The sequence below is a fragment of the Pokkaliibacter sp. MBI-7 genome (assembly GCF_029846635.1).
Lineage (GTDB): Bacteria > Pseudomonadota > Gammaproteobacteria > Pseudomonadales > Balneatricaceae > Pokkaliibacter.
In genome coordinates, this window is the sequence record NZ_JARVTG010000002.1 from 1,026,092 (window position 1) to 1,038,626 (window position 12,535).

General features: G+C 54.4%; 10 protein-coding genes. 2 read left to right on the top strand and 8 right to left on the bottom strand.

Annotated elements, in window-relative coordinates:
* Window positions 1-222: 222 nt before the first annotated feature.
* From proX to QCD60_RS24410, 6 genes are all read right to left on the bottom strand, one after another.
* Window positions 223-1,263 carry a glycine betaine/L-proline ABC transporter substrate-binding protein ProX gene (proX, locus tag QCD60_RS24385; RefSeq protein WP_279789310.1) on the bottom strand — a complete coding sequence of 347 codons (1,041 nt, stop codon included), beginning with the start codon at window positions 1,261-1,263 and terminating at the stop codon, window positions 223-225.
* A 748-nt stretch (window positions 1,264-2,011) separates the two neighbouring features.
* Entirely contained in the window at window positions 2,012-2,479 is a 468-nt protein-coding gene (gene bfr, locus QCD60_RS24390) for a bacterioferritin (RefSeq protein ID WP_279789312.1), read from the bottom strand.
* A 99-nt stretch (window positions 2,480-2,578) separates the two neighbouring features.
* Window positions 2,579-4,165, bottom strand: coding sequence for a sensor domain-containing diguanylate cyclase (locus QCD60_RS24395; protein WP_279789314.1), 1,587 nt, complete (start codon window positions 4,163-4,165; stop codon window positions 2,579-2,581).
* On the bottom strand, window positions 4,155-4,598 hold the full coding sequence (locus QCD60_RS24400; RefSeq protein ID WP_279789316.1) for a hypothetical protein: 444 nt from the start codon (window positions 4,596-4,598) through the stop codon (window positions 4,155-4,157). The genes QCD60_RS24395 and QCD60_RS24400 overlap by 11 nt, the downstream gene beginning before the upstream one ends.
* A 16-nt stretch (window positions 4,599-4,614) precedes the next feature.
* The gene (locus QCD60_RS24405) at window positions 4,615-5,832 is read right to left on the bottom strand and encodes a hypothetical protein (protein WP_279789318.1); all 1,218 of its coding nucleotides are present in this window, start codon (window positions 5,830-5,832) and stop codon (window positions 4,615-4,617) included.
* 166 nt (window positions 5,833-5,998) lie between these two features.
* Window positions 5,999-10,402, bottom strand: a complete 4,404-nt coding sequence (locus tag QCD60_RS24410) for a PilC/PilY family type IV pilus protein (protein WP_279789320.1) — start codon at window positions 10,400-10,402, stop codon at window positions 5,999-6,001.
* 407 nt (window positions 10,403-10,809) lie between these two features.
* Between QCD60_RS24410 and QCD60_RS24415 the strand changes: the two genes are divergently transcribed.
* Complete coding sequence (locus QCD60_RS24415; protein WP_279789322.1) at window positions 10,810-11,199, top strand: hypothetical protein; 390 nt, start codon at window positions 10,810-10,812, stop codon at window positions 11,197-11,199.
* Between the two features lie 123 nt (window positions 11,200-11,322).
* Window positions 11,323-11,745: a type III secretion system chaperone gene (locus tag QCD60_RS24420; RefSeq protein ID WP_279789324.1), complete on the top strand. Its 423-nt coding sequence runs from the start codon at window positions 11,323-11,325 to the stop codon at window positions 11,743-11,745.
* Between the two features lie 132 nt (window positions 11,746-11,877).
* Here QCD60_RS24420 and QCD60_RS24425 read toward each other — a convergent pair whose 3' ends face one another.
* Together QCD60_RS24425 and hrpT are read right to left on the bottom strand one after the other, a co-directional pair.
* Window positions 11,878-12,231, bottom strand: coding sequence for a hypothetical protein (locus tag QCD60_RS24425; protein WP_279789327.1), 354 nt, complete (start codon window positions 12,229-12,231; stop codon window positions 11,878-11,880).
* Window positions 12,232-12,339: 108 nt separating this feature from the next.
* Window positions 12,340-12,534, bottom strand: coding sequence for an HrpT family type III secretion system protein (gene hrpT / locus QCD60_RS24430; RefSeq protein ID WP_104153978.1), 195 nt, complete (start codon window positions 12,532-12,534; stop codon window positions 12,340-12,342).
* Window position 12,535: the final 1 nt, after the last annotated feature.

Consider the following 12,535-nt stretch of genomic DNA (forward strand, 5'->3'; position numbering starts at 1 on the left):
TACACACATACATCATGCGTTGCAGGTCAGAGCTATAGCTCAAAAAGGCTATCGATAAGCCACATACTGCCTGCAGAATATCTCAATAAAAAACATAGCCTCTCAATAAAAACGACCTTCAGACAGAAAAAAAATGCCAGCTAATGTTAAACAATCCATAATTAGCTGGCATACGCTTCCAGAACAGACAGCTCAATGAGCTATAAAAATCATCAAGCCACTTTATTGAGGTGCTAACAGCATTGCATCATTACGCGCTTGCTCCAGCCACTTATCAAACTGTGACTGATGCGAGCCGATCCACTCTGCAGCATGACGTTTAATATCTGCCTCAGAGTTTTCACCATTACGCATCTTTAAATTTTCAGCACTTTCGTCATTTGCCGAAATCAGGTAATAGGAAAGGAACGAAGAAGCTGCGATATTCTTTTTCGCGAAGTTCCTGTTCATCACAGCCTTAATCTGATCAACCGGGAAGCCCAGATTTTTACCCTGAAAGGTGGTATCTACATCATTCTTTCCATCTGGAAGACTTACATAAGGCACCTGCAACCACTCAACATCCTTTCCTTCAACCAGCACACCTGATATCCACTGAGGTACCCATGTGTAGTAAAGAACAGGTTTTCCTTCTTTGTATCTGTTAATGGTATTCGCCATCAGGTCAAAATATGGCCCCTTATGATGGGTCACTGTCTCATCCAGGCCATAAGCCTTTAGTTGATGATCAATAACAAGCTGGCATCCCCAGCCAGCATCACACCCTGTCAGGTCTGCTTTCCCGTCACCATCGATGTCAAATAGCTTAGCCAACTCCGGATTTTTCAGATCAGTCAGGTAGTGGATATTATATTGTTCGGCTGTTTTCTTATCGATCAGGTAACCTTGCAATACACTAGGAATCACAGTACCCACTTTAATAAGCACCGTGTCGCCGCCTGCTTTTTCATAATAAGACTGATGTAATTTATCCCACATATGCACAGTAAAATCGGCGTTCCCCTGAGCAAGAGTCTCAAATATAGTAGCGTAATCAGTCTCTTTAGGTTCCTGCACATCGTAGCCAAGAGCCTTAAGGCCAGCGATTGCAATTTCGCCCCGAAAGCGTTCTTCGCCAACATTAGCAAAGACAGGCGTAATTTTTATTCCCTGTCCGGGTAAATTGTTATCAGCATGAACACTCATACTGAGTGGTGCGACCAGAGCAAAAGCAACAAGTGTTACATTACAGCCAAATATTATTTTTTTATTGCCAGCTTTCATATTTATCATTCCTCCTGAAGCGAACCACTTCATTTTTTGTCAGCAATGGACTACTTCATTTTTTTAAACATATCCACTCAATAGAAGACTCCGGCATATGCACTGGCAATCCGTGGAAAACCGGCATAAACAGAGCGTAGATTTATTGCAGCCATACCTATCCATGATGGCCAATACCAAAATACGCTAGTTAAACAACCCGACGTTTCCAGTAACGTCGCATATATACAACTAGCCGCCACCCACCGGGAAAAATCTAACTCACTTCAAGAGATCGGTATTCTCGACTGGGTGGCGAACTTTTGTGGCTATTCCGCAGACGCTGCCCGATATTGGCAAGCGGCATGCTTCACTGACCTCATCCACTGCACAGCGAGCAAGTGCTTTGACTGACTGGCCATGGCCATGTACCGCAATGAGTGTGTGCGTGGGCTATCCGGCGCCTGTGCATCTGCGCAGAAGCCGCCCTAGCCTGAACAGGTCAGGGAAGAAAACAGTGCAGTAGCCGGCCACGGCCAGCAGTACCTGGCCGAACAGTAGCGCGCTCGGCCAAGGGCCATTACAAACCCTGGACCGACAATTCAGTCCAATTACATACGGATCGTTAACGACAGAGCTGCCGGTGAAGACCGGCACAACAGAGGAAACAGCATCCTCAGGGCGAAGATGCGGTCTGGATAAAGAGCCTTGCGGCTGTGCGCCGAAAGTCAGCGGTGACCTTCAAGCGCAGGAGAGGATATGTCTGCGGTTACACCTGAGCCTGCAGGTAGTTCTCCAGCCCCATCATATCGATCAGACGCAGTTGCTGTTCGAGCCAGTGGGCATGGTCGTTTTCGGTATCTTCCAGCAGCGGACGCAACTGGTCGCGGGTCTGATAATCACGAACCTGTTCACACAGAGCGATAGCCTCTTTGAGAGCCGCTCCCACTTCCTCTTCCAGCAGCAGGTCATTCCGCAACATGCTGGGGACATCATGGCCCACCCGGATAGGATCGCGGGTAACCAGATCAGGACGCCCCTGCAGGAACAGTATGCGTTTGATCAGCACGTCAGCGTGGCCACGCTCATCGTCCATCTCGTGGCCGATGCGTTCATACAGTTTGGTCAGTCCCCAATCCTCGTACATACGTGAATGGATAAAGTACTGATCCATCGCAACCAGCTCGCTGGCCAGCAGGCGATTCAGGGCAGCAATGACATCAGGATGACCTTTCATAATGAGTCCTTATCAATTCAGAGAAAAACAGCGCAGCGAGCATGGCACCGGCTGTGTCCAGATACAAGCCTGTTGCATCATTTACGCTGGGAAGGCCATTCACTGGCTGCCCATCGCATGGTGCTGATGCTTGATACCGTACATAGCCTGATCGGCACGCTGCAGCACGACGGCTGAACTGTCATCGGTTACCGATGCGATGGCAATACCGACGCTGGCACCGATGGCCACTGTCACACCGGATGCCAGCACCATCGGCTCACAGATTCCGGCCACCAGCAGCGTACGCAACTGTTCCGCCGCCTGCATGCTGCGCATGTCGGGCAGTAACAGGACAAACTCATCACCGCCCAACCGGCCGATCACATCGCCCTGCCTGACCAGCAGCTCCAGGCGACGTACCACCTGACAGAGCACCTCATCCCCGGCATCGTGGCCGTAGGTATCGTTAACCTGTTTGAAACGGTCAAGATCAATCAGCATGACGGCAAAGGGCGACGGCTCTGGCAAGGCAAACTGATTATGACTCACCTGCCAGTCCCGAAGCGCCTGCTGGTACTGGCTGAACATCCACTGCAGACGGTGATCAACACCGCGGCGGTTATAGGTATTGGTCAGCAAATCACGCTCTGCCATGGTCAGGGCATGGGCTTCTTTTTGTTTACGCTCGGTAATCTCTATCAGGATGCCCAGCGTCAGCCCGTCACCCAGCGCGTGCAGGACCAGCTGCACCCAGCGATCACTACCCTGAATCGGAATATCTTCCCGGTGCGACTGGCCTGCACTGATCTTCTGCCGGATGAAGTCATCCAGCGGCAGCTGGCTGCCGATACCGATATGGTTAGAGCACAACATACGTTCCACTGCCGGATTCAGTGACTCCACCACGCCCTGCTGGTTGAGCACCAGAATGCCGAGCTCGGCGTTCTCGACGATCAGCCGGAACTTGCGCTCACTCAGTGCCTGCTCACGGCGGGCATCCTGCTCCGAATTCAGCAGCCCCACCAGCTTACCAATCAGACCGTTGACGTCTTCGGCCAGCCGGCCGATTTCGTTGTGTTCGTTGCCTGCAGGCAGCGCCAGTCTTTCGCCATGATCTGCTTCCAGATGGTGCAGTTCATCGGAGATGCGCTTGATCGGTCTGACGATAGACAGCACCACCACCAGCGCAACGATCAGTGACACCACCACAATCTGCAGCTTGAGAAAGTCGGTGATGTAGCCGCTGTAGATGCCAGCCTGATAGCGGATAAAGCTTTCATCCGGCACCAGCTCAATACGCCCGACCATCTGCCGGTCATCAAAGGGTGATGGGATCACCCGGCTGATCGGCTCTGCCGCTGGCCAGCGCTCTCCTGACTGCAGTTCAGGCAAGGCCGCAATGACCTTGTCATCACTAATCACACGGACGGCGGCTACCGGCTTATTGGTCATCAAGCCCCGCGCAATTTCCATGGCCAGCGTGGAGTCACCGGTAAAACAGGCAATGCTGACCGTGCTCTGTACAGTGGACAGTATGTCTTCAAACTGGTCATGGGTGCGTTTTTGCTCATAGCTGAACAGCAGCGGCGCTCCCAGCCAGGCAAACACAAACGACAGAATGACGCCCAGACCGAGAATGATGATGGTGGTGCGAATGGCGATGCTGCGCCAGGCATTGCGCAACGCGGATAATTTAAAACTCATAGACGATCCTGAAACGGGCATCCACCTGTGAACGCTGGACATAGGCAATCATGGTGGGATTATCTGCCACCTGCTGTAACGCCTGTTCGGTACTGTCTACCTGCTGCGGCGGACGAGTCTTGCCGGAAAAGATCAGTCGTGCCCAGTAGGAATTGATGTCCGCCAGCGGCTTACCGACCAGCTGCTTATAAAACAGCGCCTTCTGTTCGGACTGTTTGCCAATATCCAGAGGGATGGCTTCGCCGCCATCAGGCAGTCGACGATAGCGGCCCATGAATATATTGATGAGCTGATAGCGGTCCAGCTGGGTAATGGCCGCCTGAGTACTGACGACGACCACCAGTCCATCACCGCCAGACGGAGCAACAGCACTGGTTGCCGCTGCAGTGGTACTCCACATCAGGCAGGCTAACGCGAATGGTTTGATCAACATGCTCCAGCCTCCCCCCTCAGAACACAAAATCAAGTGACAGACTGTAGACATTGAAACGGCGCCGAGACGAACTGGGCGTGGTTTCCAGCAGGACAATCGGGTCTTTCACATCGAGGTAGTCGACCTGTGCTTTCACTGCCAGCTGCGGCGTCAGTTCGTACCGGCTGCCCAGCGTGAAGCTGAACTGGTTGCTGAAGAAGCCTTGCTGCACGGCCAGTGCGACCTGATTGAGCGGATTGTCCGCCGCCAGACCAGTGGCCACGTAGTCACGTTTTGACCAGGCCCAGGAGGCGGCGGCATAGGGTTGCAGGTCGCCCAGCCGGTAACTGCTCTCCAGCAGCAGCGAGTGGGTATAAGGCCCACCAAGACGGGTGTTGTAGCCCCAGACTGAATACTGCGCGCTGCCCTGCAGGTTGCCTTCATCATAGGCCACACCGAGGCCATAGAAGTTAATGGTCTGGTTGGCGCTATCGAGCACCGCAGCCGCATCAGCGGCCCCCGCCTGACGCAGCACATCGCGCAGCTCAGCCGCTCCGGTGGCATCTCCCATCGCCAGATGGCGAGCACTGAAGCGCCCGGTCCAGGCGCCCTGCTGATACTCCACATAAGCACTGACAAAAGGCTTGTGACGCATATCAAGGACAGTACCGGGAGCCAGCGTCAAATCGCCGTACAGATCACCTGCCATCAGTTTAACGCGGCCAAGCCCCTGCCCGAGCGGACGTACCAGTGTGACATCCACACCGTCATACACCTCGGGGCGAATATTGCCGTACATTTCCAGCGCCGGCCGAATGGGCGTGTTGGCATAGCCAATACCATTGCTGTCACTACGCATCTGCAAATCAAGCAACAGTCGTCCTACCCGCACACTACTGTCGCCCTCAAACTGATACTTGAGAAAAGCCCAGGTGGGCCGGGGACTCCAGTTATTACTGTCGTTGAGTTTGCTGACCAGCTGCAATGTGGCCGACAGCTTGTCTGTCAGTGGACCACTGAGCTGGCCGCCCAGGCTGGAGTCTACAGACAGGTCAAGTTTGCCGCTCTGGGCACCGTGTGGCTGTGTTACATCACGACGATACTCAAGGCCGTCTTCATGGTGATAAACACCGCCCAGAGTACCAAATCCGTTAAACTGCCAGTCCTGCCAGGATGCTGCCTGGCCCGCTGCAGGTACAAACACCAGTGCAGCCATCAGTGCACGCGCCTGAGGCCAATGGATTCCTGCTGTCATGGGGAGAATCACTTTTCTGCTACAAGGTCTGAAACAGGCTCACGGGAACCCTGTTACCTGAGTCAGTGCTACTACACTGACTTAGTTATTAAGTGTCCTGTGAGCCGTTCAGTTCCCGCAGTTCAGACAAGGTTGGCACGATAGACAGTGCAGACCAGTACGCACCTTACTGGCCAGGATAAACCTCCTTCCAGTTCACCCTACCCGTACGATAAGTCTCCTCACCAATCTGGTATTCCTTCAGGCCACCGCTGCCATCCGATGCGTAAGCGGACACTGCCCCTTTACCACTGTCCATGATCAGCGCACCGGTCGAGTCTTTATTCAGTACGCCTGCTGCATTGGAGTCATGGCTGTCTATGGCACCATCACCGTTGGTGTCCATGATGGGCGAGTTATGCCCGCCACCGGTTTTAGCCTTCAGAGCCATCAGCCAGCCGTACTCCTTGGCGCCACACTGATTGGGGTTAGGAATCAGGGTGGAGTAGATAATGCGCCCACGCCGCAGCAATGGTGTGCTGATCACCATCTCCCCGGCACTGCTGTCCAGATCCAGCCGCCAGCCATAACTGCCGACTGCATTACTGCTGATCTGCCGGTAAGTACTGCCACTTTCGCTGTATGTGGTGAAACTCTGTGCCGTCAGACGGGTGCGGCTGACAGGAAAGCTGAAGCTGCTGTTGCTCATGCTGTCATCACGGATGCCGTAGAGACTGTTGGCGGTAATGTTACTCGCCAGATTGTCGCCCACATCGTGATACTTGCCGGTACCGATATAGACCATCAGCCCCTGACGGGTGAAGCCCAGCTCTGGCTGCGCAAAGATTGGCTGAACCGTATTTGTACTGGCCGTGGTAGTCGCAACAAACAGCGGTGCATTCTGCGCCACCTGCCAGTCACGGCTATCGCTGGAGCGCAGATCAAACTTCCACAGATTGCCTTTCAGATCACCTGCGTAGATGTAGTCCACGTTGCCATCGCCGTCGTAGTCCACTGGCGCGATATTAGACAGACCATTGCCCGTTTTGGCACTCGAGGCAATACCACTGACGGTACTGGTATCGATGCGTACCACATCGGTCTTGCTCCAGCGGTGATCCTGCATGGCATCGAGATACACCAGATAGAGCACCGCGCTGCCAGCACTGCTTTCGTAGCCGTTGCCAAAGGCAACAGCCCAGCGGTTGTTATGGAGGCGGATCACCGCAGGTTTGGAGAAGGTGTACCCCAACGTGGAAGGAGAGCTGGCATCGGCGAACAAGGCTTTATCGACGGCTTCATCGTACTCCCACAGCACACGCTGGCTGGCATTGCTTTCATTGACGGACCCAGGCGAGCTGACATCCAGTGCAAACACTGCCTTGCCGCCAGCACGCATCCCGGCGGTCAGTACCGTGTGCCAGTCATTATTGAAGAAGGCATCGACAATCGTTGGCGAGCCATCCACCGAGTACTGATGCTGATCGTTGCTGTGGTCACTGTCATAGTCAGGGTCCAGCATGGCGGCCATGGCATCCAGCGCTGCATTTGGTGCATAGGCGAACACTTCCTTGCCGGTGGCAGCACTGAAGCCATGCAGTAAACCATCATTGGCGCCGACATAGACCATGCCACTGCGGTCACTGTGACTGCTACGGAAACGGCTGTAGAGGTGGCTGCTGCCTTCAAGGGCATCGGCATAACCAAAGTTGGGGGGGCCCACATAGACAGGCACCGAGTCAACAATATCCCCCAGTCGGGTAGTTTTGCCTTCTTTAGTTTTGCGGTTGCGAAACACCCCACCCCGATCCACCTCCTGAGTATGACTGCCACGCAGGTACTCGATAGCGCGTTGCTGCACCGTAGCCGCATTGCCAGACACCGTCTGCCCCGCAATCAGCCGGGTCAGCTGCGCGCAGTTCAGCATGGTCTGATCACTGCCGCAGGTCGTATTGCCCGACCGGAATGCCACACCTTTCAGATTCTCATTATCCCAGCTCAGCAGCTGTCGGGAGCTGGACAGGCTCGACTCGCTCATGTTTTCCAGCTGAGTAGCAGCACTCCACTTTTTGTTGAGTATCAGGCTGTCATTGAACTGATACGCCACCAGATCACCGTTCCACGAATAGGTGTTGTCATACGTAGAGACAAAGATATAGCTGCCATCACGCACCGCACTGCTGCTGGAAATCGGTGGCGTATAACCGTTACTGGTAGCCACACTGGAGAAGACATCGTTCAGGTAATCAGCCAGCTCACTGAAGTTGTTGACCTTGAAATAGCTGTCCGGTGAGCCGTCGCCGTCTTTGTCCCACTCATCTCGGCTACCAGGAAGCAGATCACCATTGTGATCATTAAAGCCACCGTATTTGGCAGCCAGATACAAGGGTGAAGGTGGCGTGGTGATAGCACTGGAAGCCGCAGCCACAAAGCGTGAAGTGCCGTAGGCATAGCTCGGCGTGGTTGAAGCATCGCCATCGGAATACTTGCTGGTGTAGGTATTGAGGTTTACCCAGTCCTTGACGGTGGTACTGACCGTTACCACGTTTTGCTCAGCACTGCTGGCGGTGGAACCTATCACCAGGTACCCGGCGGTCACCGTCTGAGAGGTCACCCGGTACGGTACTCCTACCGTTACTTTCAACTGATTGCTGGCAGTCGCTCCGTCACTACAGGCAGTGCCGACACAGACGTCAAACTCCTCGACCATATCCATGTCATAGTCACCGCCCTTTACGCCGTCTTCCCAGGCGACGAAAAAGCGCATATGGCTGATATTGCCCTTGCTGTCAAACTGCTGCTCGGCAATGACCACATCATTCATACTGCAGTCGTTGCCACCTGACTGGTTGTAGCAACGCGGCACCAGCGTGACTGAGCCAGAATCGGTCTTGAAAGAAAACAGCGGCAGTGCTTCCGATAAAGCCACGCCATAGGTTTTGACAGTCTGGCTGTCGTCGAAGCCTGTCGCTGTTTTCAAATCCTGGGTATGGGCGTAATACGCCAGCCCGGCCAGTCCATAGCTACCCTGTGCTGCCGGGGCATCAGGGCAAATGCCTCTGGCCGCCGATAAGGCCGTGATGGTTTTACTGTCACAGCGCTTGCTGGTGCCACCACTGGCTTCACCGATGAGGTAGGTGCCACCGTTAATGCCTTCAGCATTACCGATCTTGTCGATATAGCTTTTCAGATCAGCGGCGTTGATGGATAAGCCGGCGAAGTTGTCATCCTGAAACATCTGGTCGGCATCGTAGGTATTCACCCCGGAAGACAGAATCAGTATCGAGCAGCTGGCACAACGCTCTGCCGCAGGCCAGGGGTCAGCCCCCCAGCTGGTGGAGCGGAACAAATTGAGAGTGAAGTAGGTCTGGTCATTACTGCCAATGGCAAAGTCAGATGACGGGGTACGCTGACTTTCATCGTCGATGGTCAGATAGCGCAGCGCCTCCAGATACATTTCACCCAGTGGGTTCTCCCAGTCGACACAATCACCGTCGTTGTCCTTGCCGCCGTTCCAGCCGCAGCTGTACGTCACGTAGGAGCTGTCATCACGGCCAATGATCTGCAGACTGTCGAGAATGCCGATGATTGACCGGTCATTCGTTCCCATACTGGTGTTCTTGTCGGTCTTCAGCAGCACGCCAGTGTCGGTATCTGTTTCGGTGCCGCTGCTGTCGGTGGTGTTGAATGCCTCAAGCGGCTTACGCAACACTCCGCCCTTTTTGTATTTGTAATAGCTGCCACTGATGAGACCAAACTCGATCTGGCCAGTCTCTCCATAACGCTGCAGCAACCCCACCGGCTTGATCGTGCCGGAGGGATATTGCTCACAGTAGCCACTGCGGTTATCCAGCCCGCCATTGCATACCTGCACCCGTGCTTTGAACGGTGAACTGCTGCTGATTTTATCGCTGCTGCTTGGCTGCTCCCCGCCGGCATACTGACACTGACGGCTTTCCTGTGTGGCCCAGAATGGCCACGCGCCCTTGGCCACATGAATCAGGGGGGCGTTTTTACTGGCGGGTGGATACCTTTTGCTGCCGCGCGTTTCCAGTGTCCACACATCGGATGCATTACACAGGGTGATGGCCGTTTGCGAATACGGTGACACCTGACTGACGGCGACGCTACTAGTACTGCGGAACACCTTGGCAAAGGCATGCACATCGTCCGGCAGAAAGGCACGTTCAAGTACGGTGTATGATCCCCTGGCAGTAGGATCACTGTAGCGACGGCCACCGTAGAGTACCTTACGAATCAGGTCCATCCTCGACATGGTGCCCCAGTTGAGGAAGTTGCCACTCCAGGCACCTGAACACAGATGATTGCTGGCGGCTGCCGATGGCGTGAACATAGTGCCATCGTAGGTGTAGCAAAGCGCGGAATTGAAATAACCGTCATAGGTAATACTGTTGTCGTAGGTCGTGTCCAGCGCGCCATCACCATTGAGGTCGGTGTAGTCAGGGTAGGCCTTCTTGAACAGTTCATGCGCCTTGGACAACAGCAGCATAACCTTGGGCGTAGCCGACACCTGACTGGCAAAAGGCTTGCTGGCTAGTGCCGCCCAGCCTGTATAAGGCAGACAGCTCATTAACAGCACCCAGACAATCCCTATCCTGCGAATCAGAGATCTGCCCTTCCCTTTGACAGACTGAACAGGCTTCAGCCACTGCATTCAATAATGCCCCAACAACCAGATAATCAGGTTGTCTGTGGCGCCGTGACGGCTCGGGGTTCCCTGCTGGCGGTTTACATTGCGCCTGAGACCACCGCATTGAGGAACTCTCAATCACTCACAGCCACCCAGCAGGGGATTAGGTCCGCCCGATGCGCCCTGCCCGGTGCATTGTGAGACGTCGGGCGGTTAGAGCATCGTATCGGCCCAGGGAGAGGGAGTTCACACCATGCGCACCACATCATCCGGCAGCGGGGCAACCCCAAGCGCCCCCCGCAACGAGCACAACCTCGGCCAGTAATAGAACGGGCATGCTGGGCACCATGAGTGTCAGATTGCTCAAGCAGGCCAGCGTCGTGACAGATCCCATCAAGCGTTTTTTTAATGCAGCACTGGGCCTGTTTCGTACTGACTCCGGTAAAACCAAGGTACCGCAGCATCTGAGCAGTGCCGAACTGGAAAAACTTCAGCATCAGTTGCGCAGCTTTCATCAGCAGTGCGTGCAGCAACAACAGCACACCACTATCACTGCGGATGAACGCCACGGCAGTCGACAGCTCCAGCTGCAGCAGATTCTGCTCATGGCAGATGCTCTGGAGCATCAGCAAAAAGCACAGGAAATGCGCGCCGCACAGTGGCAGCAACAACATCAGGGGGTAGTCGATCACAATGACGACACGCGCAAGCTGATTGAGTCCTACAAGCGTCAGTGATTTATCATCCCGCCTGACAGATCAATGAGAGCATCAGGGAACTTCCCCGACAACGCAGTCCACTCAGCCAGACAGTGACCACAGCCGTCACTCACTTTTCAGTACCACTGGCAGGGATTGACCATGACTCCTCACCAACTCAAAGCCAACCAATTTATTCAGCATTTTGGCACCAGTATCCGTGCATCACTGCAACTAAAAGACGGGGTTTGTGCGCTGTACGACGCAGAAGATCAGGAAGTGACGGTGATTGAAGTACCGGATCATAGCGACAGCGCTATTTTTCACTGCTCGCTCTTAACACTGTCCAGTGACGTGTCGCCGCAAAAACTGCGCAAACTGTTGTTACTTAACTTTGAAATCAGCGCCATGCAGGGTTGCTGGCTGGCAGTCGATGAACGCGACAACCTCTGCCTGTGTCATGTACTGCCGCTGGATAAATCCGATGAGCAGCATTTCAGCAACAGCCTGACCGGTTTTATCGAACAGACCAAAGACGTTCGCGCCTTCACCCAGGAATTATTACGTCAGGCTGATGCTGCCTGACAGCGGAGGCTCACCTGAAAGCACAGCCGGTCTGCACAACGCATCTGCGCTATCTACCCCATCGCAAGACTGAGTCAATGAGGAGGCCGGTTACCACCTGCCTCTCCAGCCTGCCGTTACGCACCTTTGTCATTACCGCAAAGAATCCAGCCCAACCAGCGCCAGCAACTGCTCTGCGCCCTGAGCCAGCTGACTGTACTGGCTGCCCTGATCAGTAGTCGGCAAGGGAAACCACACCAGCCAGTCACCCTTGTCATTAGTGCAGGGAAAACAGTTTTCATAAACGGCCATATCACGGAAGCGCCTTTCCAGCATCGCTCTGAGCAGTTTCGGGCTCTGCTCCGCCCGTGACACTGCCAGCTCAAGCCCTCGCCTCTGCTGGTCTTCCCGATAGGCCAGGGTCATCCCCATGGCAAGAGGCACGGACATGGAGCGACCGATCATGGCCTGCTGTAATAGCTGCTCCAACGCAGTGTTATTTAGCATCCATTACTCCCTCAATATGGCGATAGCTTGTCCGGGCAAGGCCGCGAAAGAAGGCTGCTACCGCCCTCAAAGAAAGGAACAGACTCCCGTTCGCCCGATATACAGCCATTAATTGGTGAACGAATGGGAGGTGGTGTCCTGATCCTGAGGCAGACCGTCACGCATGGACGGCGACCACCAGATCACCAGTTTTTCCGGCGTAGACAGCGGGCGTGAGCAACTGTCTGTGGTGCATGCCTTATTGCCTGCAGCCACACACCCGGCCAACCCCAGCACCACAGCGATTAGAATGAATAAGCGCATA